At 64.7% G+C, this 21064-nt stretch carries 21 protein-coding genes; 13 read left to right on the forward strand and 8 right to left on the reverse strand.

Annotation, left to right across the window (positions count from 1 at the left end):
• Nucleotides 1-134 precede the first annotated feature (134 nt).
• Together DJFAAGMI_RS11110 and DJFAAGMI_RS11115 are read right to left on the reverse strand one after the other, a co-directional pair.
• On the reverse strand, nucleotides 135-2315 hold the full coding sequence (locus DJFAAGMI_RS11110) for a TonB-dependent receptor domain-containing protein (protein ID WP_211457186.1): 2181 nt from the start codon (nucleotides 2313-2315) through the stop codon (nucleotides 135-137).
• A gap of 370 nt (nucleotides 2316-2685) precedes the next feature.
• Nucleotides 2686-4665 carry a lytic transglycosylase domain-containing protein gene (locus DJFAAGMI_RS11115; RefSeq protein ID WP_211457187.1) on the reverse strand — a complete coding sequence of 660 codons (1980 nt, stop codon included), beginning with the start codon at nucleotides 4663-4665 and terminating at the stop codon, nucleotides 2686-2688.
• Between the two features lie 15 nt (nucleotides 4666-4680).
• Between DJFAAGMI_RS11115 and DJFAAGMI_RS11120 the strand changes: the two genes are divergently transcribed.
• Together DJFAAGMI_RS11120 and DJFAAGMI_RS11125 are read left to right on the forward strand one after the other, a co-directional pair.
• Nucleotides 4681-5253 (forward strand): 5-formyltetrahydrofolate cyclo-ligase, encoded by a 573-nt coding sequence (locus DJFAAGMI_RS11120; RefSeq protein ID WP_019044041.1) that lies wholly within the window; start codon nucleotides 4681-4683, stop codon nucleotides 5251-5253.
• A 19-nt stretch (nucleotides 5254-5272) separates the two neighbouring features.
• Nucleotides 5273-5533, forward strand: a complete 261-nt coding sequence (locus DJFAAGMI_RS11125; protein ID WP_211457188.1) for a hypothetical protein — start codon at nucleotides 5273-5275, stop codon at nucleotides 5531-5533.
• A gap of 117 nt (nucleotides 5534-5650) precedes the next feature.
• On the opposite strand, the gene queC is transcribed toward DJFAAGMI_RS11125, so the two are convergent.
• On the reverse strand, nucleotides 5651-6412 hold the full coding sequence (gene queC, locus DJFAAGMI_RS11130; protein WP_211457189.1) for a 7-cyano-7-deazaguanine synthase QueC: 762 nt from the start codon (nucleotides 6410-6412) through the stop codon (nucleotides 5651-5653).
• A gap of 116 nt (nucleotides 6413-6528) precedes the next feature.
• Here queC and DJFAAGMI_RS11135 point away from each other — a divergent pair, with 116 nt between their 5' ends.
• From DJFAAGMI_RS11135 to adhP, 3 genes are all read left to right on the forward strand, one after another.
• Complete coding sequence (locus DJFAAGMI_RS11135; protein WP_211457190.1) at nucleotides 6529-7209, forward strand: glutathione S-transferase family protein; 681 nt, start codon at nucleotides 6529-6531, stop codon at nucleotides 7207-7209.
• 59 nt (nucleotides 7210-7268) lie between these two features.
• On the forward strand, nucleotides 7269-8531 hold the full coding sequence (locus DJFAAGMI_RS11140; RefSeq protein ID WP_211457191.1) for a multifunctional CCA addition/repair protein: 1263 nt from the start codon (nucleotides 7269-7271) through the stop codon (nucleotides 8529-8531).
• A gap of 237 nt (nucleotides 8532-8768) precedes the next feature.
• Nucleotides 8769-9803, forward strand: a complete 1035-nt coding sequence (gene adhP / locus DJFAAGMI_RS11145) for an alcohol dehydrogenase AdhP (RefSeq protein WP_211457192.1) — start codon at nucleotides 8769-8771, stop codon at nucleotides 9801-9803.
• Between the two features lie 55 nt (nucleotides 9804-9858).
• On the opposite strand, the gene trxC is transcribed toward adhP, so the two are convergent.
• Together trxC and DJFAAGMI_RS11155 are read right to left on the reverse strand one after the other, a co-directional pair.
• Nucleotides 9859-10293: a thioredoxin TrxC gene (gene trxC / locus DJFAAGMI_RS11150; RefSeq protein WP_211457193.1), complete on the reverse strand. Its 435-nt coding sequence runs from the start codon at nucleotides 10291-10293 to the stop codon at nucleotides 9859-9861.
• Nucleotides 10294-10492: 199 nt separating this feature from the next.
• The gene (locus tag DJFAAGMI_RS11155; RefSeq protein ID WP_012839950.1) at nucleotides 10493-10693 is read right to left on the reverse strand and encodes a DUF2905 domain-containing protein; all 201 of its coding nucleotides are present in this window, start codon (nucleotides 10691-10693) and stop codon (nucleotides 10493-10495) included.
• 208 nt (nucleotides 10694-10901) lie between these two features.
• On the opposite strand from DJFAAGMI_RS11155, the gene DJFAAGMI_RS11160 reads away from it, so the two are divergent.
• Nucleotides 10902-11888 (forward strand): Bug family tripartite tricarboxylate transporter substrate binding protein, encoded by a 987-nt coding sequence (locus tag DJFAAGMI_RS11160; RefSeq protein WP_003073508.1) that lies wholly within the window; start codon nucleotides 10902-10904, stop codon nucleotides 11886-11888.
• A 29-nt stretch (nucleotides 11889-11917) separates the two neighbouring features.
• On the opposite strand, the gene DJFAAGMI_RS11165 is transcribed toward DJFAAGMI_RS11160, so the two are convergent.
• Nucleotides 11918-13045, reverse strand: a complete 1128-nt coding sequence (locus DJFAAGMI_RS11165; RefSeq protein WP_172590566.1) for a class I SAM-dependent methyltransferase — start codon at nucleotides 13043-13045, stop codon at nucleotides 11918-11920.
• Nucleotides 13046-13054: 9 nt separating this feature from the next.
• On the opposite strand from DJFAAGMI_RS11165, the gene DJFAAGMI_RS11170 reads away from it, so the two are divergent.
• The 7 genes from DJFAAGMI_RS11170 to DJFAAGMI_RS11200 all read left to right on the forward strand — a co-directional run bounded on the left by DJFAAGMI_RS11170 (nucleotide 13055) and on the right by DJFAAGMI_RS11200 (nucleotide 18648).
• Nucleotides 13055-13840: an SDR family oxidoreductase gene (locus DJFAAGMI_RS11170; RefSeq protein ID WP_003073512.1), complete on the forward strand. Its 786-nt coding sequence runs from the start codon at nucleotides 13055-13057 to the stop codon at nucleotides 13838-13840.
• A gap of 25 nt (nucleotides 13841-13865) precedes the next feature.
• The gene (locus tag DJFAAGMI_RS11175) at nucleotides 13866-14237 is read left to right on the forward strand and encodes a dihydroneopterin aldolase (RefSeq protein WP_003050921.1); all 372 of its coding nucleotides are present in this window, start codon (nucleotides 13866-13868) and stop codon (nucleotides 14235-14237) included.
• A complete protein-coding gene (ttcA, locus tag DJFAAGMI_RS11180; RefSeq protein ID WP_211457194.1) occupies nucleotides 14231-15226 on the forward strand; it encodes a tRNA 2-thiocytidine(32) synthetase TtcA in 996 nt (331 codons plus the stop codon). Before DJFAAGMI_RS11175 ends, ttcA begins: the two co-directional genes overlap by 7 nt.
• Nucleotides 15227-15309: 83 nt before the next feature.
• Nucleotides 15310-16041 carry a DUF4136 domain-containing protein gene (locus DJFAAGMI_RS11185; RefSeq protein WP_003073515.1) on the forward strand — a complete coding sequence of 244 codons (732 nt, stop codon included), beginning with the start codon at nucleotides 15310-15312 and terminating at the stop codon, nucleotides 16039-16041.
• A gap of 102 nt (nucleotides 16042-16143) precedes the next feature.
• On the forward strand, nucleotides 16144-16626 hold the full coding sequence (locus tag DJFAAGMI_RS11190) for a YjjA family protein (RefSeq protein WP_003050913.1): 483 nt from the start codon (nucleotides 16144-16146) through the stop codon (nucleotides 16624-16626).
• Between the two features lie 212 nt (nucleotides 16627-16838).
• Nucleotides 16839-17480, forward strand: a complete 642-nt coding sequence (locus DJFAAGMI_RS11195; RefSeq protein WP_003073518.1) for a histidine phosphatase family protein — start codon at nucleotides 16839-16841, stop codon at nucleotides 17478-17480.
• The gene (locus tag DJFAAGMI_RS11200; RefSeq protein WP_211457195.1) at nucleotides 17464-18648 is read left to right on the forward strand and encodes a DSD1 family PLP-dependent enzyme; all 1185 of its coding nucleotides are present in this window, start codon (nucleotides 17464-17466) and stop codon (nucleotides 18646-18648) included. The genes DJFAAGMI_RS11195 and DJFAAGMI_RS11200 overlap by 17 nt, the downstream gene beginning before the upstream one ends.
• A gap of 139 nt (nucleotides 18649-18787) precedes the next feature.
• Here the strand turns inward: DJFAAGMI_RS11200 and DJFAAGMI_RS11205 are convergent, their stop codons facing one another.
• Together DJFAAGMI_RS11205 and DJFAAGMI_RS11210 are read right to left on the reverse strand one after the other, a co-directional pair.
• Complete coding sequence (locus DJFAAGMI_RS11205) at nucleotides 18788-20155, reverse strand: LLM class flavin-dependent oxidoreductase (protein ID WP_211457196.1); 1368 nt, start codon at nucleotides 20153-20155, stop codon at nucleotides 18788-18790.
• 25 nt (nucleotides 20156-20180) lie between these two features.
• Entirely contained in the window at nucleotides 20181-21041 is an 861-nt protein-coding gene (locus DJFAAGMI_RS11210) for an ABC transporter ATP-binding protein (protein ID WP_211457197.1), read from the reverse strand.
• Nucleotides 21042-21064: the final 23 nt, after the last annotated feature.

Below are 21064 nucleotides of genomic sequence, written 5' to 3' on the forward strand. Positions count from 1 at the left end.
CGCTAATATGAAAACAGGAGCTGCCAGCGCTTCTTCACCCTTGATTTCAGACCTGAATCAGTTTGAAACCCATGAGTAAAGTGCGCTGACAGCTCCTGATTCAGAAGCTCATGCCGCTGCTGAAGCGCTCAGCCTCAGAACTTCATGTTCGCGGTGATCCAGAAGGTACGACCCGCCTGGGTCACGCCCGACACCGAGGAGCCGCCCTGGAAGTAGCTGTTCACCCAGGTCGGCGTGCCGTTGACGCTGACTTGCTGGTACTTGCGGAAGTCCTTGTCGAACAGATTGAAGATGCTGGCGTTCAGGCTCAGGCTCTTGTTGACCTGATAGCTGCCGCCCAGATGGAACAGCGCATAGCCCTTGATATCGCCCACGGCATCAAACACGGCCTTGTTGGCGTTGCTCAGATTGTCGTAGGAGCCGCTGAAGCGCGGGCTCTTGCTGCGGTACTCACCGCGTGCCCACAGACGCCACTGGCCGCTCGGGGTCCAGTCCAGCTGGGCGCTGGCAATATGCTTGGCGGTATTGGCCAGCTGACCGTTCTTGCGGCCGCCTTCGATCACCTCGCTATTGGTCCAGGTGTAGCCGGCCTTGACGGCCCAGTCCTTGGCCAGCTGGGCGCGGCTGCTCAGCTCCAGACCCCAGGTCTTGGCCTTGTCCACATTGATGGCGTAATCGGCCGTGGGGTTATAGGCGCAGCTGGAGATGGCTGCCGTGGCGCAGGAACCGCCCGAGGCAATCTTGTCCTTGACATCGTTGTGGAAGAAGGTGGCCGAGCTGGTCCAGCCCGCCTTGTTGTCGAACAGGGCCGACAGCTCCACATTGGTACTGGTCTCGGGCTTGAGATTCGGGTTGCCGATATTGATGGTCGTGCCCTGGCCGCTGACGCCGCTGACGCCGTCGATCAGCTGGTTCAGGCGCGGCGCCTTGAAGCCCTGGCTCACGCCGCCCTTGAAGGTCCAGTTCGTTGTCGCATCCCATACCAGATAGGCGCGCGGGCTGAACTGGCCGCCAAAGGCGTCGTGGTGGTCATAGCGACCGCCCAGCGTAGCGGTCAGGCCCTGGCGCAGACGCCATTCGTCTTCCACGAACAGCGACCACATGGTCTGCTTGTGGCTTTGCGGCAGCAGGCCGTCCTTGAGCTTGGCATCCCAGAACTGGCCGCCCACGGTCAGCATGTGGGCATCACCCACGGGCGCCACCAGCTTGCTGTCCAGCACCAGATTGGTGGTCTTGAGCTCGCGGTCTGCGCCGCGGCGTGGGTCGTTGGTCGGCACTGCCGCGCCGGGAATGGTGCGGCCGATGGTCTCGGTTTCGGTATGCATCAGGCTGCTTTCCAGCGTGCCGAAGCCCAGACGGCCGGTATGACCGATGGTGACCTGATCGCGGTTGAAACGCAGCGCATCCTTGTAACCGGGCGGATTGCGTGGCGCTTCCGCATCACGATTGCCCAGGCGGCCATCTTCGTTGTTGTACCAGGTGCGGCCCTGGTCCACGTCCAGCCAGATGTCGTGATAGCGGTTGGGCGTCAGCGTCAGGCGGGCGCCCAGATTGTGCTGGCGGCTTTGCGCAGGCGCGGGGTTGCGTGCACCCGCGGGCTGGGCCGCGCCGGGTGCCAGCACCCAGTCGGAAGCATCGCGGCTATAGGTGCTGCCGCGCACGGCCAGACCCAGCAGATCCTGCTTGATGGGACCGTTGACATAGAAGTTGCCGCGGTACTGGTTGCCCCATTCGCTGTCCTGCGGCAGGCCCATGCCCACGCTGACCTCGCCGCCCCACTCCTTGCTGACCTTGCGCGTGATGATGTTGATCACGCCGCCCATGGCGTCCGAGCCGTAGAGCGTGGACATGGGGCCGCGAATGACCTCGATGCGTTCGATGGCCGAAATCGGCGGCATGAAACTGGTCAGTGCCGCACCGAAGCCGTTGGGCGTGACATCGCCGGCCACGTTCTGGCGGCGCCCGTCGATCAGGATCAGCGTGTAGTCGCTGGGCATGCCGCGGATGCTGATGTCGAGGCCGCCGGTCTTGCCGGTGCCGCCCATCACGTCGATGCCTTCCACGCCCTGCAGGGCTTCGGCCAGATCGCGGAAGTTCTTGGTCTCCAGCTCCTGGCGCGTCACGACGGAGATGGAGGCCGGGGCATTCTTCAGCTCTTGCTCGAAGCCGGAGGCCGAGACCACCACCTCCTCCATGGTGGACTCCCTGGCTTGCGCAAAAGCGGCAGTGCTGGCGCAGGTGGCGGCAGCGGCCAGGGCCAGTAAACGGGGTTGCCAGCCAATGCGGCGGGCGCGGCTGATAGCGGCGTTGGACATGATGACTCCTCGGCCTGCCCTGGGGGCAGGTCGTTCACAAACAGGGGTAGAAAGCGGTGGCCCGTGGGGCCTTCTTGACAGCTGGCAAGCAGCTTGAGGGAGACAAAGCCGAGGTTGTATGTAGCGTTATGGGCTTTGACGGTTGCAATTATGTATTTTTTGTAAACGCAAACCAGTCTCATTCGCCATCTGTTTGTAGGTTATTTACCTACATCAAACTTTGCGTGGTATTTCGCGCGCGCCCCGGCACGCCCGGGCAAAATGGCCGGTTTATCGAAAGCCGGAACACCATGAAAAAAGCGCCCTGACCCTTTCGGGCAGAGCGCTGCAGGCGGTGAATCGGCGAGCCGTCCGCTCGCACTGCCGATGCTTACGGCAGGTCCTTCATGGTTTCGGGATCGTTGGCCGGGCGCGGGCCTATGGTGCCCAGACGGCTTTTGAGCGACTGCGGCTGGCCGGTGATCAGCGCCGCATAGCTGGTGGTGTTGGAGAGCACCTTCTTCACATAGTCGCGGGTCTCGCTGAAGGGCACGTTTTCGGCCCAGATGGCGGCGTCCAGTGTGGGCCCGTTGCGCCAGTTGCGCGGGCGGCCCGGACCGGCGTTATAGCCTGCGGCCGCCAGCGCCATCGAGCCCTCGAAGTCGTCCAGCGCCAGCTTGAGGTAGGAGGTGCCGATGGTGATATTGGTGTCGCGGTCATTGATCATGTCGGGCGTGAAGCCCGTCATGCCGATCTTCCTGGCCGTCCAGCGCGCCGTGGCCGGCATCACCTGCATCAGCCCCGAGGCGCCCACGCCCGAGCGCGCATCCATGATGAAGCGGCTTTCCTGGCGGATCAGGCCGTAGACATAGGCCGGGTCCAGCCCGATATTGCGCGACTTGGCCAGCACCGTGTCGTGATAGGGCATGGGAAAGCGCTGCTTCCAGTCGGCAAAGGTCTTGGTGCGCTCGCTGGTATTGATGCAGCGATCCCAGACCTGGCGCTCGCAGGCCAGATCAGCGGCCGCATACAGCTCGCGGTCTTCCATGCCGCCGGGCTGGTGCAGATTGGTGGAGTAGTTCCACTCGCGCACGCCCTCGCTGCGCAGCCCCATGCCTATGGCATACAGGCCGCGATTGAGGCCCGGGTTGCTGCGCGCAGCCGCCTTTTCCTGCGCCGTCAACGGTGCCGGTGCAGGCGGCACCGTGATGCGCTGGCCGATCTCCTCCAGCGCCAGCTGCTCGTAGAAGCTGCCGTTGCCGGCCGTGTCTTCCAGCAACTGCCGGGCTTCGGCCTTTTCCTCGGCATTGGGGCGGCCTGCCAGCATGGCCCTGGCCTTCCAGTAGGCCCAGGTCGGGTCGGTACGCTCCGGGCCCATGGCGTCGATGGCGCGGCGAACAGCCTTCCAGTCGCCGGCGCGCAGCGCGGCACGGGCCTTCCATCCCAGCAGGTCGTCGCTCAGGTCTTCGTTGCGGCGCACCTTGCCGAAATAGGTATTGGCATCGGGCGAGAGCTTGAAGGCGGCCTGCTTGCCGGCCACGGCCCAGGCCCAGTTGCGCTCCTCGCCATTGAGCTGGGCGCCCCAGCCGCCGTCGATCTGGGTGGCGGCCGCATCGGGGTCGCTGGCCGCCATGCGGATCAGCGCCAGCAGGGCCAGCTCCTTGCGCTCGCGGCCGCGCGCCTTGCTCTGGCCTGACAGGTATTTGGCGGGCGAGGCAAACACCTGCGCCACCTGGTCGGCCGCTTCGGGGGCGACGATGGCCACCGCATCACGGGCCGCCTTCTGGCGATTGGCTTCGGTGGCCACACGGGCACGGCGCCAGACATCGGCGTCGGTGATCAGCTTGCTCGCATACAGCTGGCCGGCGGCCGTGGTGCAGCCGTCATCGGCATCTTTTTGCGCCATCCACAGATCGCGTACCTGCTGGCCCACATTGGGTGCGCCCCGGCCTTGCAGGGCGTCGGCGAGCAGGGCGTAGCAGGTGACGGACTTGTCGTCGCGCATGCGGAACCTGGGATAGACCTGGCTGAAGGTGCTCCAGTCGCGCTGCTTGCCCAGCAGCAGCAGCCAGTCGTTGCGCAAGCGGTCTTCCTGGTAGGTGCCGGCGTAACGGTTCAGAAAGCCCTGGATTTCATCGGGCGATGCGGTCTCCAGGCGGTTCTTGAGCTCCCAGTAAGCGGCCCAAGGTTCGAGGGGGTGACCGGCAGCCTGGGGCAGGAGCTGGGTCAGCGCCGCCTGATTGCGGCTGCGGAATGCTTTTTGCATGTCCAGCAACACGGCATCGCCCGGGTTCTGTGCCTGCGCAAAAGGAGCAGCTACAGTCAACAGGGAAGCCGCACAAAGCGGTGTCAAAATCTTCAGCCAGTGCATGGAGGAAATTATCCGATGGACAAAGCAGCGTTACGCCGCAAGTTGATTGAACTGCGCCTCAACCTTCCAGATCGCCTGCAACGCGCCGATGCGCTGCAGCAGGTGATGCGCTTTTGGCTGATGGAACGGCCCGATACCGTGATTGGCGCCTACTGGCCCATCAAGGGTGAATTCGATCCACTGCCAGCTCTGCATCGCTGGAAGGAAGATGGCGAGCTACAGGGTACTCCACAACGGCGCAGGATTGGGCTGCCGGTGATCGACAAACAGCGCAAGACGCTGAGTTTTCACGCCTGGTACCCCGGTTGCCCCATGGAGGAGGACGCCTATGGCATTCCAAAGCCCAAGGATACCGAACTGCTGGTGCCCACGCTGCTGTTTGTCCCCTGCGTGGGTTATGCGGCCGGCGGCTACCGTCTCGGCTATGGCGGCGGTTTCTATGACCGCACGCTGGCCGAGCTGAGCCCGCGCCCCTTCACCGTGGGCCTGGGCTACACCAATGGCTATGTCGATGACTTCCAGCCCGAGACGCATGATCTGCCGCTGGACGCCATCCTCAACGACAACGGCGTGGTCTGGCCCGTCTGAACCCCTATTTCGCTTTGCCATGAGTCGTCCCCGCAAGAACATTCCCCAGCGCAGCTACCGCCCGCGCCCCCCGCTGACCGTGATGCGGCTGCCGCTGACCGAGCTAGAGCTGCAGCGGCTGCAAGCCCATATGCGTCGCCATGGCCCGCTCAGCCTGACAGCGCGCCAGCACGATGCCATCTGGGACTTTCTGTTCGAGCGGCCGGAAAGCCAGGCCTGGCTCAGCCAGATGACGGCGCAGATTCAGGCAGGGCAGATCGCCACACGCCCCAGCGCCTGAATCGGGCCCATAGCGCAGATGCTCCTCATTGAGGAGCATCTACCGCATTCAATAAAAGGATTTCAGAGTCCTTTAGACCTGAAATCCTTTTTTATCAAGCGCAAGCAGCTATCAATTTCAAGCCGACTGGCTGGCGCGCCAGTTGTGCCAGCCCGATGCACGCAGCTCGCAGGCCGGGCAGCTGCCGCAGCCATAGCCCCAGTCGTGCAGCACATCGCGCGTTCCCTGGTAGCAGGTGTGGGTCTCGGTGCGAATCAGCTCCACCAGATCGCTGCCGCCCAGGTCATGGGCCAGCTGCCAGGTCTGGGCCTTGTCCAGCCACATCAGCGGCGTATCGATGCGCAGCCGGCGCTCCAGGCCCAGGTTCAGCGCCAGCTGCTGGGCCTTCATGGTGTCGTCGCGGCAATCGGGATAGCCGGAGTAATCGGTTTCGCAGACGCCGGTGACGATCACCGTCAGCCCGCGACGATAGGCCAGCGCGCCGGCCAGCGTCAGGAACAGCAGATTGCGGCCCGGCACAAAGGTGTTGGGCAGGCCGTCGGCCTGCATGGCAAAAGCCACGTCCTCGGTCAGGGACGAGCCGCCGATCTGCTTGAGCACGTCGAGCGACAGCACATGGTCCTCGCCCAGACGCGGCGCCCACAGCGGAAAGCGCTCGGCCAGTTGCTCGCGTACGCCGGCGCGCACCTGCATCTCCACGCTGTGGCGCTGGCCGTAGTCAAAGCCCAGCGTCTCCACGCGCTCGAACATGGCCAGGGCCTGGGCCAGGCAGGTGGTCGAGTCCTGACCGCCGGAGAACAGCACCAGCGCGCCCTTGTGGTGACCAGCCCCTGCCACATGCGCGGCCAGGTTTGCAGAAGAAGTCGAAGTATTTGCCATAGTGCTGCGATTACATCATCAGGCGCGGCGCCCCGGCATGACTGTGGAATCAAAACACACAGACCGCCCGGCCCAAGCTTGATAAGCTCGGCGGCAGATACACACAGGAGTCCGCCATGAAGCTCTATATCGGCAACAAGAATTACTCATCCTGGTCCATGCGTCCCTGGGTGCTGATGCGCCAAAGCGGCATCAGCTTCGAAGAGCTCACGCTGCGCTTTGACAGCTTTGCCCCCGACTCCAGCTTCAAGCTGCAGGCGCTGGCACTTGCTCCCACCGGCAAGGTGCCGCTGCTGGTCGATGAAGGGCTGACCATCTGGGACAGCTTGGCCATCTGCGAATACCTGGCCGAGCGCTTTCCCGACAAGCACCTGTGGCCGCAGACCGTGGCCCAGCGCGCCCGCGCCCGCAGCCTGGTGGCGCAGATGCACAGCGGCTTCGGTGCGCTGCGCAGCTTCTGCCCCATGAATATCGAAGCCCAGCTGCAGGAGACCGGTGCCCGGCTCTGGGCCGAGCATGCCGATCTGCGCAGCGATGTCCAGCAGCTCGAAGAACTCTGGACCCCGCTGCTGAGCGCCGCCAGCGGCCCCATGCTGTTCGACCAGTTCAGCATTGCCGATGCCTTTTTTGCGCCGGTCTGCATGCGCATCAACAGCTACGGCCTGCCGACCTCGGCCCCGGTACGCGCCTATGTGCAGCGCGTCACCCAGCTGCCCGCCACCCAGGAATGGATTCAGGCCGCCCTGGCCGAGCAGGACTTTCTGCAGTTCGAAGAGCCCTATCGCCAGCAGCGCTGAGGCAGCAATCCCGCGATTGCGGTATCTGCAGGCCGATGCGCAGCCACTACCATTGCAGCATGAGTGAATTCAAGGTTTTCAAGGTAGGCGGCGCCGTGCGCGATGCATTGCTGGGCCTGCCCGTCAACGACACGGACTGGGTGGTGGTCGGAGCCACACCGGAGCAGATGAGCGCGCGCGGCTTCGTGCCCGTGGGGCGCGACTTTCCGGTATTCCTGCACCCTCAGACCCATGAGGAATACGCGCTGGCGCGCACCGAGCGCAAGAACGGCATGGGCTATCGCGGCTTTGTGGTTCACACCGCCGCCGATGTGACCCTGGAAGAAGACCTGGCGCGGCGCGATCTCACCATCAACTCCATCGCCGCTCCCGCGGACTGGAGTGGCAAAGACGAGCTCCAGGGCCTGGTGGATCCCTATCACGGCCAGCAGGACCTGAAGGACCGCGTGCTGCGCCATGTGACCGATGCCTTTCGCGAAGATCCGGTGCGCATTCTGCGTCTGGCGCGCTTTGCGGCGCGCTTCACCGATTTCCGCGTCGCGCCCGAAACCATGGAGCTCATGCGCGAGATGGTGGCGGCCGGCGAGGTCGATGCCCTGGTGCCCGAGCGCGTGTGGCAGGAAATCAGCCGCGGCCTGATGGAGGAGCGGCCCTCGCGCATGTTCGACATCCTGCGCGAATGCGGGGCGCTGGTCCGGCTGCTGCCCGAACTCGACAGACTCTGGGGCGTGCCCCAGCGCGCCGAATACCACCCGGAGATCGATTGCGGCGTGCATGCCATGATGGTGCTGGACATGTCGGCGCGCCTGCAGGCCCCGCTGTCCGTGCGCTTTGCCTGCCTGTGTCATGACTTCGGCAAAGGCACCACGCCGGCCGATGTGCTGCCCCGCCATATCGGCCATGAACAGCGCAGTGCCCGCCTGCTTTTGCAGGTCTGCGAGCGCTGGCGCGTGCCCAACGACTGCAAGGAACTGGCCGAGGTCGTGGCACGCGAACATGGCAACCTCCACCGCAGCAATGAACTCAACGCCGCCGCCCTGCTGCGCCTGCTGGAGCGCTGCGACGCCATCCGCAAGCCCCAGCGCTTCGAGGAAGCCCTGCAGGCCTGCGAATGCGATGCACGCGGCCGGCTGGGTTTCGAAGAGACGGCCTACCCCCAGCGCCAGCGCCTGGGCAATGCCCTAAAAGCGGCACTTGCCGTGGAGACCGCTCCCGTTGCCCAGGCGGCAGCGCAGCGCGGCCTCAAGGGCAAGGCCATTGGCGATGCCGTGAGCAAGGCGCGCGAGCAGGCGATTGCCACCTATCTGGAAGGCGGCGCCTAGCCGTCAACGCACCGAGGCCCGCGAGACAGGGATGGGCACGGCTTGAGTTAAGTCAAAGAAGGTATGCTGCAGCCATTGCACAGTACGAGACGGCGGTGGCGATGCGCTCCGCCAAGGCCATGCAGCGGGTCACGAAACCCGCTGTAACACCCATGCCTTGACGGCGTGGTTCTTTGACGGGCAAGTGTCCGGCCCACAGGCCACGACCTTGCCCTCTTGCTTCAAGGAGGTGCTCTGATGTCCTTACCCCAGACCATGAAAGCCGCCGTGGTGCGTTCCTTCGGGAAACCGCTCACGATCGAGGAGATGCCGGTTCCCCGACCGGCAGACGATCAGATCCTGGTCAAGATTGCCGCCTCCGGCGTCTGCCACACCGATCTGCATGCGGCCGAAGGTGACTGGCCTGTCAAACCCCAGCCGCCCTTCATCCCCGGCCATGAAGGCGTGGGCTATGTGGCCGCAGTGGGCAAGAATGTCAGACATGTCAAGGAAGGCGATCGCGTGGGCGTGCCCTGGCTGCACAGCGCCTGCGGCTTCTGCCGCCACTGCATAGGCGGCTGGGAGACCCTGTGCGAATCTCAGACCAATACCGGCTATTCGGTCAACGGCGGCTTTGCCGATTACGCACTGGCCGATCCCGCCTATGTGGGCCATCTGCCGTCCAACGTGAGCTTTATCGACGTCGCTCCCGTGCTCTGCGCCGGAGTCACGGTGTACAAGGGCCTGAAAGTCACCGACGCCAAGCCCGGCGACTGGGTGGTGATTTCCGGCATCGGCGGCCTGGGCCATATGGCCGTGCAATATGCCAAGGCCATGGGCTTCAATGTCGCAGCGGTCGATATTGACGACGGCAAGCTCGCGCTGGCGCGCCAGCTGGGCGCCACAGTCACCGTCAACGCCATGAACACCGATCCGGCGGCCTATCTGCAAAGAGAGATCGAAGGCGCTCACGGCGTGCTGGTCACGGCCGTATCCCCCAAGGCTTTCGAGCAGGCACTGGGCATGGTGCGTCGCGGCGGCACGATTTCGCTCAACGGTCTGCCGCCGGGCGACTTTCCGCTGCCGATCTTCTCCATGGTGCTCAAGGGCATCACGGTACGCGGCTCCATCGTCGGCACGCGCCTGGACCTGCAGGAATCGCTGGACTTTGCCGCCCAGGGCAAGGTCAAGGCCACCGTTTCCACCGACAAGCTGGAAAGCATCAACGACATCTTTGCCCGCATGCACGAGGGCAAGATCGAAGGCCGCGTGGTGCTGGACATCGCCGCCTGAGAGTCTGAACCGGGCCGGGGCCGGGTGAGCGGGCCGGCTCCCGCAAAACCGCCGCTCAGATCACCGAGCGCACCCAGCGCACGATCTCCGAGGCCGGCAGGGCCCCGGAGATGCGGGCCAGCTCCCGGCCTTCCTTGAAGATCACCATAGTTGGAATGCTGCGGATGCCCAAGGGCGCCGCAGCCTGTGGATAAGCCTCGGTATCGAGCTTGGCCAGCTGTGCCTGCCCCGCCAGTTGCTGGGCCGCCTGGGCAAAGGCCGGCGCCATCATGCGGCAGGGGCCGCACCAGGGAGCCCAGAAATCCACGACCACGGGCAACTGGCTGCGGCCGGTGTGCCTCGCAAAGCTGTCGTTGTCCAGGGCCACGGGCTCGCCCGTCACCAGCGGCTGATGGCAGTTGCCGCAATCGGGCTGATTGCCCAACTGGTCGCTGGCGATGCGATTGGTGGTGTGGCAATGAGGGCAGACGTAGTGCAGGGATTCGGACACGGGGCAACCTTTCTGGGATTTACGCAAACAGGAACGCGACAACGGCCTGCTTCCCGAGGCAGTCGCCTTGCCTGAACCCGCTTTGCGCAAGTCGTACTTTCTTTGGCAATACCCGGCTTGCGCCGGCAGGCGCAGGTCGGGCTCAGGCCTGTATGTGCAGCCAAAGCCCGCAGATTCAAGCCGGAACCTGCCTACGCTCTCAGAGCTTCACAAAGCGGGCAATCAGCGCCGCCACCACGCTGAGCAGCACCGTACTGGCCACCGGCAGGAAGAACTCCTTGCCGAACAGCCGAAAGCGGAAGTCGCCGGGCAGACGCCCCAGCCCTATGCGCTGCAGCCAGCCGTGCAGCCCGTTGACGAGCAACAGGGCCAGAAAAATGACGATCAACCAGCGAATCATGAGGCCGCAAGTATAGAGGCGCACCGCCCTGGCGACCCGCGCGCCCATGCTGTCAGGCAGCCATTCCGTTTATGCATGACATGCTTCCCAAAGATTGATTGACCTCAATTACACCCTCTGCCCATGATGTCCAAGCCCTGCGCCATGCAGGGATCGGGCCCATGCGTCTGCCGTCACGGCCCGCCAACTACAAACAACGAGACATACCGTGCCCCAGACCTTTTCACGCAAACAGTTTCTCCTGAGCGCAGCGCTGCTAGGCGCCAGCCTGGCCCTGCCGGCCGCGGCCGACAGCTTCCCCAATCGCCCGCTCAAGCTGGTCGTGCCTTTCTCGCCCGGTGGCAACACCGATGTCGTGGCGCGCCTGGTCGGCCAGGGTCTGGCCGAGGCCCTGGGGCAGCCGGTCGTGGTGGAGAACGTCCCCGGCGCCAACGGAGCCATCGGTGCCAGCCGCGTCGCAGCGGCCGCCAATGACGGCTACACCCTGCTGTTCGGCACGGCGGGCACGCAGGCCATCAATCCCAGCCTGTACCGCAATCTCAGCGAGAAAAGCCTGGACGACTTCGAGTACATCGCGCTGGTGACCTCGATTCCCAACGTACTGGTGGTCAACGAGTCCAGAACACCGGTCAAATCGGTGGCCGAGCTGGTGAGCCATGCGCGCGAGCGCCGCACCGGCATGAGCTATGGCTCGCCGGGCATGGGCTCCACCGTGCATCTGTCGGGCGAGCTGCTCAAGAGCGCCGCCAAGCTCGACCTGATCCACGCGCCCTACAAGGGCAGCGCTCCGGCACTCACCGATCTGATCGGCGGGCAGATCGATTTCATCTTCGAGAACATCACACCGGCGCTGCCCTTCATCCAGAGCGGCAAGCTCAAGGCGCTGGCCGTGACCTCGGCCGAGCGCCTGCCGATGTTGCCCCAGGTTCCGACCATGAAGGAAAGCGGCTTCCCGTCCTTTGTCACCGCCACCTGGAACGGCGTTCTGGCACCCAAGGGAACACCGCGCGCCGCAGTCCAGCGCCTGGAAGCGGCCACGCTCAAGGTGGCCAGCAGCCCCGAGTTCAAGGCCCGCGTCGCGGCCCTGGGCGGCGAGCCCCGCCTGCTTGGCTCGACCGCCTTCCGCGACTTCACACGCACCGAGTACAAGCACTGGGGCAGCATCATCCAGGCCGCCAAGCTCGAAAAGCAGTGAGCGCGCCAGGCACGCAGACGCTATAGCCGCTATAGCCGGTACGTGCGGTCGCCCTGCACAAAGCCCAGCGGCGTCCAGGGCTCCACGCCCTTGGACAGGGCAACGACCTTGAACAGCTCGCCCATCTCATGCTCCATGACCAGCTTGGAGGCCATGGAGCGGGCCTTGATGCCGGCCGCATCCAGGCGGGGCGCAAGCCCGCAGTTGATGAGAAAGTGCGCCTGATTGGTATAGCCCAGCACATCGAAGCCCGCATCCTGGGCCGCCACGGCCGTGCCCGTGAAATTGACGTGGGCCGTGATGTCCTTGAGGCCGACCAGCACCAGCGGATCGTTGTCCACCTGATGCTGGTAGTGGCAGACCAGGGTCCCCATATGGCGCTGCTCGTGGTAGTACTCGCTCTCGCCAAAGCCGTAATCGATGAAGAAGGCGGCTCCCCGGGTCAGACGCTCGCCCAGGGTGTGGATAAACGCCTCGCCCTGGCGGTGGATTTCGGTCAGAAAATCATGCGGCCCGCCGATATCCACAGGCGGGCGCAGTTCGGTGGCTCGGTCCTCCCAGGCGAAGGCCGCTTCATCGCCACCCGCGCCGAGCACCACGCCGCGCTCATGCCATTGGCCTGCGGTGCGCTGCAGCAGCTGCACCGGCATGGCATCCAGCACCTCGTTGCCGATGATCACGCCTTCCATGGTCTCGGGCAGCGCGTCCACCCAGCGCACCAGATGTTCGTACCGCATCAGCGCCAGCTTCTGGCGCGCACGCAGCGTGCCCGAGAGATCGACGATGGTGTAGCGCTCTGGCAACGCCTCCTGAGCCGCCAGCTCGTCGAGGATCTGCAGCGCCAGCGCGCCCGTGCCGGCGCCGAACTCCCAGATCTCGCGGGTATTCGTTTTTTGTAGCGCTTCGCGCAATTGGGACGCCACCAGCTGACCAAAAATAGCTGAAATTTCCGGCGCTGTTACAAAGTCGCTCCCCGACTCCGGCATGGTGCCGAACTTGGCCGTTTCATTGGCGTAATAGCCCAGTCCCGGCGCATAGAGCGCCAGCTCCATGAAACGGTCGAAAGGCAACCAGCCGCCCACGGCGGCAATCTCCTTGGCAATGCGGGATTGCAAGGCGCTCGTTAAACTTGAGGGTTCTGTCGTCACAACCCGCATTTTCCACGAATGTCCTCACCCGCCCGACCACGCACAGTATTGGTGACCGGTTCTGCCCGTCGCCTTGGACGTGACATGGCCCTGGCCCTGGCCCGCGCGGGCTGGCAAGTGGCTGTGCACTACCGCGACTCCCGCGATCAAGCTATGCAAACCGTAGCTTCCTGCGCAGAGCTGTCGGGCGATAGCGCCGCTTTTGATGCTGATTTCTTTGACGAGGAATCGGTACGCTCGCTGGTGCCGCGTGTGGTGGAGCGCTTTGGCCGCATCGACGCCGTGGTCAATAACGCCTCGCTGTTCGAACATGACGATGCCCAGAGCTTCAGCTATGTGGCGCTGGAAGCGCATCTGCGCAGCAACACGGGCGCGCCCATCCTGCTGTCCCAGGCGCTGCACGCCCATGTGCAGGAGCGCGTGGTGGCGGGCGAAGAGTCGGCCCAGGGCGCCGTGGTCAATGTGCTGGACCAGAAGCTCTGGAACCAGAACCCCGACTTCCTGAGCTACACCCTCTCCAAGGCGGCCCTGGAAGCAGCCAACACCATGCTCGCCCTGGCTCTGGCACCAAGCGTGCGCGTGGTGGGCGTGGCGCCAGGCCTGACGCTGACCAGCCATATGCTGAGCCAGGAAAAATTCGAGGCCCTGCACGCCATGAGCCCGCTGGGACGCTCCTCCTCGTCCGAGGACATTGCCGCCGCCGTGTGCTTTGCACTGGAAAACCGTTCCATGACGGGCACCACCATGCTGGTCGATGGCGGCCAACATTTACAGCGCTTCGAGCGCGATTTTTCGATGATGTGAGCCCGCCGAGGCCGCACCCTTTTCCATGACTTCCACTTCCGGACAACAGATTCTCACGCTCACCGGCCTGCGCTTTGACGCCAGCCTGGGGATTCTTGCGCATGAGAAACAAGAGCCCCAGCCGATCCAGGTCGATGCCGAACTCAATCTCGGCCCCCAGCCCCTGGCTCCGCGCGATGACGACATCCTCCATGTGCTGGACTACCGCAAGGTGCGCCAGATCATCATCGACGAATGCACCTCCGAGCATGTAAACCTGCTCGAGAGCCTGATCGGCAAGCTGGCCCAGCGCCTGCTGCAGCTGCCAGGCGTGCGTGGCGTGCGTGTGAAAATTGCGAAGCTGGAAATTTTTGACGACTGCGAAGTAGCCATTCGCATCGAAACCGGACAATGGTGAACCCCATGAATGCAGTAAACGACAACCCCTGGATTGCCGAAGAGGCAGAAGCCGCCGATGCTGCGGCCGCAGAGAACGCCAACGGCGAAGAAGCTACCAAGCCCGGCAAGATCAAGATCGAGCGCGAACAGATCAAGCTCGAAAAGCGCCTGTGCCGCGAAGTGGGCAAGGCCATCCTCGACTACAACATGATCGAGGAAGGCGACAAGGTCATGGTCTGCATGTCCGGCGGCAAGGACAGCTACACCCTGCTCGACATTCTGCGCAAGCTGCAAAAGCGTGCGCCCGTGAAGTTCGACATCGTGGCCGTGAACTTGGACCAGAAGCAGCCTGGCTTCCCCGAGCACGTGCTGCCCGAGTACTTCCAGAGCATCGGTGTGGACTACCACATCGAGAACCAGGACACCTACAGCGTCGTCAAGCGCGTCGTGCCCGAAGGCAAGACCACCTGCGGTCTGTGCTCGCGCCTGCGCCGCGCCATCCTGTACAAGGTGGCCGACCAGCTGGGCTGCACCAAGGTGGCTCTGGGCCATCACCGCGACGACATCGTGCAGACCATGATGCTCAATATGTTCTACGGCGGCCGCATGAAGGGCATGCCGCCCAAGCTGGTCAGCGACGACGGCAAGCATGTGGTGATCCGTCCCCTGTGCTATGTGCCCGAGAAGGACACGACGCGCTGGGCCCAATACCAGAACTTCCCCATCATTCCCTGCAACCTCTGCGGCAGCCAGGACGGCCTGCAGCGCGTGGCCGTGGGCAATATGCTGCGCGAGTGGGACAAGAAGTTCCCCGGCCGCATCGAGAGCATGTTCCGAGCCATGGGCAACATCGTGACCACGCACATGATGGACCCCCAGCTGCACGACTTCAGGAACGCCAAGGCCACGGGCATTGCCGATCCCAACGGCGACATGGCCTTTGACCATGAAGAGCTGCCAACCATGGCCGCCCTGCCCGGCGGGGTACAAGTGGTACAACTGTCCTGAACGGACTTTTGAACTAAAACCGGACCCAGCGGTCCAATCAAAGGCCCATCCCATGGGCCTTTGTCGTTTTCAGAGAAATCATCATGAACCTGCGCAAAACCTCCTTACGCTGGATCGGCCTTGTGGCCCTGACTGCGACGGCTCTGCTGGCCGGCTGCAGCACGGTGCGCGAGGTCAACAGCACGGTGCAGAGCTTTTCCGCACTGAACACCATCCCTGTGCCGGCCACCTACCGGCTGGAGACCCTGCCCTCGCAGCAAGGCCAGGTGAACTTCGCGGCCGTGGAAGCCCAGGCCCAGCATGCGCTGGCCCGCGTCGGCCTGACGCGCGATGACTCGCGCGCCAGCCTGGTGGTGCAGATCAGCGCCATGGCCCGCTATGCGCGCGACTACGCCAGCTGGCCTTATTACGACCCCTACTGGGGTCCGCGCTGGGGCTGGGGCATGAGCTACGGGCGCGGCTTCGGCTGGGGCTTTGGCGGCGGCATGATGTTCAACGAACCGCCGCTGGAGTATTACCGCGCCGTGAGCATCGTCATGCGCGACATCAAGACCCAGCAGATCGTCTACGAAACCTCGGCACAGCGCCAGGATGTATGGACCGACGACCCGGCCATCTTCGGCATTTTGTTTGATGCCGCGCTGACGGGCTTCCCCAAGCCGCCGCAGGGCCAGCGCAATGTGCGCACCGTCATCCAGCCGCCGGGAGCCCAGCCGGCCAGCGGCACGCCGGCAGCTCCTGCACAGCCCGCTGCATCGGCTGCACCAGCCGCCCCGGCCACCGTGGCACCGGCCACCGCGGCGCCGGTACGTTGATTTGCAATCTTCAACAGTTGCCGGGCCTGACGCGTGCTAACGTGCAGCTCGGCTTGAACCGGGGCCTCCTGCCCGGGCCTTCGCCATGAAAAGGATGAAGTCATGAAGAAATTTGCTCTCTCCACCCTGCTTTGCGCCACAGTGGCCGCGGGCTCCTTCAGCGCCCATGCCAGCGGTCTCGGCGACGCCTTGCGCGGTCAGCTGGGCGGCGGCGCGGCCGAGAGCAGCTCCAGCACCTCGGGCCTGGGCGGCATGCTCGGCGGCTCCGGAGGCTCTTCGGCACTGTCGGCCCTGGGCCTGGGCAACCTGAGCTCCGGCACGGCCAGCAATGCCGCCGGTGTCCTCACCTACTGCATGAAGAACAACTACCTGAACGCCGACAAGGCTGCCCAGGTCAAGAATCAGCTGCTGGGCAAGCTGGGACTGGGCCAGAAGGAAGAGCCCAAGGATCAGGGCTACCAGAACGGTCTGATGGGCATGGTCACGGGCGCCGACGGCAAGAGCTTCAGCCTGGACAAGGTCAAGAGCAACCTCAAGGAAAAGGCCTGCGACTTTGTGCTGGACAATGCCAAGTCACTGATCTGACACCGAAAGCCATGGCAGCCGGCGCTTGAAGCGCGGATGCTGCAATGCCCGAAAGGCCTGCGACCGTGGTTGCAGGCCTTTTTTCTTGCCGGCTGCTCCTCGATGCAGGCCGGGCGTCGAAAAGTCTGTAACAACAGACCGGGGTACAGGCAGACTTTGTTTGCAAGACAATGACTGCCTAATAAAACAACCTACGCTGAACGAGCCAAGACATGCACGCCACGCGCATCATTGCCATCCGGCACGGAGAGACAACCTGGAACGTCGATGGACGCATCCAGGGGCATCTGGATATTCCCTTGAACGACACCGGCCTGTGGCAGGCCGAGCAGGCCGCCCAGGCGCTGGCCGACGAGAGCATTGCAGCCATCTACAGCAGCGACCTGCAGCGCGCCCATGTCACGGCGCAGGCGATTGCCCGCACATCCGGCGCCCCGCTGCATGCCACCACCGGCCTGCGCGAGCGCTGCTTCGGCGATTTCCAGGGCCGCACCTTCAAGGATGTGGAAGCCACCCAGCCCGAGGACGCACAGCTGTGGCGCACGCGCAACCCGGTCTATGCCCCGCCCGGCGGCGGCGACTCGCTGCAGGCCTTGCGCGAACGCATCTCCACCACGGTGGACCGGATTGCGCGCCAGCACGAGGGCGAGCAGATCGTGCTGGTCGCCCATGGCGGCGTGATGGACGTGCTCTACCGCCTGGCCACGCGCCAGGACTTCCAGACGCCCCGCACCTGGGAGCTGAGCAACTGCGCCATCAATCGCCTGCTCTGGACGCCTGACGGCCTGTCTTTGGTAGGCTGGGCAGATACCGCACACCTTCAGCAAGGCAGCCGAGATGAAGCACATTCCTGAGCATCTGCAAACCCTGGTCGGCCAGGCCGTCAAACGCATAGACACGCCCGCCCTGGTCATAGACCTGGACGCCATGGACCGCAATATCGAGCGCATGGCCCGCTTTGCCCAGCAGCATGGCGTGCTCTGGCGCCCGCATGCCAAGCTGCACAAGAGCGCGCATATCGCCCATCTGCTCGAGCATGCCGGCGCCTGCGGCCACTGCGTGCAGAAAGTCAGCGAGGCCGAAGCCCTCGCCCAGGGCGGCATCACCAATATCTTCATCAGCAACGAAGTCATCGCCCAGACCAAGCTGGCGCGCGTGGCGGCTCTGGCCAAGGCACTGAATGCCCAGGGCGGCCGACTGGCCCTGGCCGTCGATTGCGAGGAAGGCATCACGCGGCTGGCGCGGGCCCTGCAGGATGCGCAGGCAGGCGATGCGGCCATGGATGTGCTGGTGGAAATCAATGTCGGCCAGAACCGCTGCGGCGCAGAGCCCGGCGAAGCCGCCCTGGCACTGGCACAGGCGATTGCGGCCCAGCCCGTGCTGCGCTTTGCGGGCCTACAGGCCTATCACGGCGGCGCCCAGCATCTGCGCGGCGCCGAGGAGCGCAAGACCGCCATCGAGCAGGTGCTCAAGCTCGTCAACCGTACGCGCCACGAGTTCGACCGCGCCGGCCTGGCCATACCGCTGATCACGGGCGCCGGCACGGGCACCATGGTCAACGAGGCCGCCAGCGGCATCTATGGCGAAATCCAGCCCGGCTCCTTCCTCTTCATGGACGCCGACTACGCGGCCAACCAGCGCGACGCGGCCCAGCCCCTGTTCGAGCATGCGCTCTACGTCAAGACCCAGGTCATGTCGCTCAGCAGCGATCACGCCGTCTGCGACGCCGGCCACAAGGCCCATGCCATAGACTCCGGCCTGCCCCGGCTGCATGCGCTGGCGCCCGAAAACGCACTGCGCTTTGCCAACGGCGGCGACGAGCATGGAGTGCTGCACCCCGATGCCGATGCGGGCAACCACAGCGGCTGGCTGCCCGCCCTGGGCGAGACGCTGTGGCTGATTCCCGGCCACTGCGACCCCACGGTCAATCTGCACGACCATCTGATCGGCGTGCGCGGCGGCCGGCTCAAGGGCGTGGTCGAGCGCATCTTTACCGTGGACGGGCGCGGTGCGCTGACCTGATAGAGGCTTCTATCACTATCAAAAACAGAGCTTGTACCGCTTTTTATGCATTGATTTCAAGGTGAAAACAACCTGAAATTCATAATTGACAAGCGCAAGCAGCTCTTCTATTGATAGAGCCTTGCCAAATGGCGCGGCATCAGGCCGCGATCTTGCGCGACGCCTGCAGCCGGCGCAGGGCTTGCGGATGCTCCGGCCTTTGCAGACCCAGGTGCTCGCGCAGGGTGCTGCCCTCGTACTCGGTGCGGAACAGGCCGCGTCGGCGCAGCTCGGGCAGCACGAGTTCGATGAAATCGTCGAGCCCGCCCGGAAACCACGGCCCCATGATGTTGAAGCCATCGGCCGCTCCCTCCTCAAACCATTGCTGCAGCTGGTCGGCAATGGTTTGCGGCGTGCCCACGATCTGCTGGTGGCCGCGCGCGCCGGCGATCTTCAGATAGAGCTGGCGGATGCTCAGGCCGTCGCGCCGCGCCAGATCGACGAGCAGGCGCTGGCGGCTCTGCGGCCCCTCGGTGGGCGGCAGTTCCGGCAAAGGGCCGTCCAGCGGATAGGCCGAGAGATCCAGCTCCCCCGCAATGCCCGCCAGCAGCGACAGCCCGACCACGGGGTCGATCAGCGACTGCAGCTGCTCGAACTTGGCTTCGGCCTCGGCCTGGGTGCGGCCCACCACGGGGAAGATGCCGGGCATGATCTTCACATCGTCGGGGTGCCGACCGTAGTGCTGCACGCGTGACTTGATACTGCGGTAAAAGCGCTGGCCTTCCTCCAGCGTCTGATGCGCCACAAAGATGACTTCGGCCGTGCGCGCGGCCAGCTCGCGCCCCTCGTCCGAGGCACCGGCCTGCACCACCACCGGCCGCCCCTGGGGCGAGCGCGCCACATTGAGCGGGCCGCGCACCTGGAAATGAGCGCCCTGGTGGTGCAGCGCATGGAGCTTGCCGGGATCGAGGTAGATGCCGCTTTCCTTGTCGCGCACAAAGGCATCGTCCTCCCAGCTGTCCCACAGGCCCACGACCACGTCATGGAACTCGGCTGCACGGCGGTAGCGGTCGCCATGCGCATCCTGGGCGCTGCGGTTGAAGTTCAGGGCCTCGGCCGTGGTCGCCGAAGTCACCAGGTTCCAGCCCGCGCGGCCGCCCGAGATCTGGTCGAGCGAAGCGAACTTGCGCGCCAGGTTGTAGGGCTCGTGGTAGCTCGTGGAGGCCGTGGCGATCAGACCGATGCGCTGCGTCACGGCGGCCAGTGCCGACAACAGGGTCAGCGGCTCGAACTGGTCGCTACGTGCAATGCGGGCCAGCGCCTGATCGTTGTCGGAGCGCACCGCCACGCCATCGGCCAGGAATACCGCATCGAACTTGGCGGCCTCCGCCTTCTGCGCCAGCGCCGCATAGTGGCCGAAGTTCACGCCCGCATCGGCCTGCGCGCCGGGATGGCGCCAGCCTGCGATGTGGTGGCCGGTCTGCATGAGGAAGGCTCCGAGCCTGATCTGCTTTTTCTGTGTGGTCATGAGAGGCTTTCAATGAAGGGAAAAGTCACCAGGCAAAGCGCAGGCCGCCATGGGGCAGCCAGTGCGCCGCGCGCGGCTCGGCCGGGGGCGGCACATCGCTGGGGCCACGCCGCTCGGGGCCCAGAAAGTCGGCCAGCAGCGCATCGCGGATGCGGAGGAAGGCCGGGTCGCTGCGGTTGCGCGGATGGGGCAGGTCCACGGGTGCGATGCGCCGGATGCGGCCCGGATGCGGCTGCATGACCACCACACGGTCGCCGAGGAAGACGGCTTCCTCCACATCGTGGGTCACCAGCAGCATGGTGATGCGCTCGTGCTGCCAGATGCGCTGCAGCTCGCCCTGCAGCCGCGTGCGCGTGAGCGCGTCCAGCGCGCCGAAAGGCTCGTCGAGCAGCAGTACGCGCGGGCGGTTGACCAGGCCGCGCGCAATGGCCACGCGCTGGGCCATGCCGCCCGAGATCTGGCGCGGAAAGGATTGCTCGAAGCCCTGCAGGCCCACCAGCGCCACGTGCTCGGCGATCAGCTCGCGCTTTTCGGCCGCGCAGCGGTCGGCGTTGCGCAGACCCACGGCAATGTTCTGCTCCACCGTGAGCCAGGGAAACAGCCGGTGATCCTGGAAGACGATGCCCCGGTCCAGCCCGGGCGCCGTGATGCGCTCGTCGCCCAGTGCGATGTGGCCCTCGTAGTCCACATCGATGCCCAGCACCAGACGCAGCAGCGTGGACTTGCCGCAGCCGCTGGCGCCCACGATGCTGATGAACTCGCCGGCGCGCACCTGCAGGTCGATGTCCTGCAGCACCTGCAGGCTGCCGTTGGCGGCCTGGGCATGATCGAACTGTTTGGAGGCGACGTGGATATGCAGATCGTCTGTCGCGGTCGTCGTTGCCATAGGGAAGATGCTTTCCTGGAAAG

The sequence above is a fragment of the Comamonas brasiliensis genome (genome assembly GCF_018292285.1).
GTDB classification, from domain to species: domain Bacteria; phylum Pseudomonadota; class Gammaproteobacteria; order Burkholderiales; family Burkholderiaceae_C; genus Comamonas; species Comamonas brasiliensis.

Bases quoted from the DNA above. Each gene is read 5' to 3' on its own strand.
- DJFAAGMI_RS11135 (WP_211457190.1), top strand. From the start codon at position 6,529: ATGAAGCTCTATATCGGCAACAAGAATTACTCATCCTGGTCCATGCGT.
- DJFAAGMI_RS11175 (WP_003050921.1), top strand. From the start codon at position 13,866: ATGACTTCCACTTCCGGACAACAGATTCTCACGCTCACCGGCCTGCGC.
- DJFAAGMI_RS11110 (WP_211457186.1), bottom strand. From the start codon at position 2,315: ATGTCCAACGCCGCTATCAGCCGCGCCCGCCGCATTGGCTGGCAACCC.
- DJFAAGMI_RS11210 (WP_211457197.1), bottom strand. From the start codon at position 21,041: ATGGCAACGACGACCGCGACAGACGATCTGCATATCCACGTCGCCTCC.
- DJFAAGMI_RS11190 (WP_003050913.1), top strand. From the start codon at position 16,144: ATGAAGAAATTTGCTCTCTCCACCCTGCTTTGCGCCACAGTGGCCGCG.
- DJFAAGMI_RS11115 (WP_211457187.1), bottom strand. From the start codon at position 4,665: ATGCACTGGCTGAAGATTTTGACACCGCTTTGTGCGGCTTCCCTGTTG.
- ttcA (WP_211457194.1), top strand. From the start codon at position 14,231: ATGGTGAACCCCATGAATGCAGTAAACGACAACCCCTGGATTGCCGAA.
- DJFAAGMI_RS11195 (WP_003073518.1), top strand. From the start codon at position 16,839: ATGCACGCCACGCGCATCATTGCCATCCGGCACGGAGAGACAACCTGG.
- DJFAAGMI_RS11140 (WP_211457191.1), top strand. From the start codon at position 7,269: ATGAGTGAATTCAAGGTTTTCAAGGTAGGCGGCGCCGTGCGCGATGCA.
- DJFAAGMI_RS11205 (WP_211457196.1), bottom strand. From the start codon at position 20,155: ATGACCACACAGAAAAAGCAGATCAGGCTCGGAGCCTTCCTCATGCAG.
- queC (WP_211457189.1), bottom strand. From the start codon at position 6,412: ATGGCAAATACTTCGACTTCTTCTGCAAACCTGGCCGCGCATGTGGCA.
- DJFAAGMI_RS11200 (WP_211457195.1), top strand. From the start codon at position 17,464: ATGAAGCACATTCCTGAGCATCTGCAAACCCTGGTCGGCCAGGCCGTC.
- DJFAAGMI_RS11120 (WP_019044041.1), top strand. From the start codon at position 4,681: ATGGACAAAGCAGCGTTACGCCGCAAGTTGATTGAACTGCGCCTCAAC.
- DJFAAGMI_RS11170 (WP_003073512.1), top strand. From the start codon at position 13,055: ATGTCCTCACCCGCCCGACCACGCACAGTATTGGTGACCGGTTCTGCC.
- adhP (WP_211457192.1), top strand. From the start codon at position 8,769: ATGTCCTTACCCCAGACCATGAAAGCCGCCGTGGTGCGTTCCTTCGGG.
- DJFAAGMI_RS11185 (WP_003073515.1), top strand. From the start codon at position 15,310: ATGAACCTGCGCAAAACCTCCTTACGCTGGATCGGCCTTGTGGCCCTG.
- DJFAAGMI_RS11165 (WP_172590566.1), bottom strand. From the start codon at position 13,045: ATGCGGGTTGTGACGACAGAACCCTCAAGTTTAACGAGCGCCTTGCAA.
- DJFAAGMI_RS11155 (WP_012839950.1), bottom strand. From the start codon at position 10,693: ATGATTCGCTGGTTGATCGTCATTTTTCTGGCCCTGTTGCTCGTCAAC.
- DJFAAGMI_RS11125 (WP_211457188.1), top strand. From the start codon at position 5,273: ATGAGTCGTCCCCGCAAGAACATTCCCCAGCGCAGCTACCGCCCGCGC.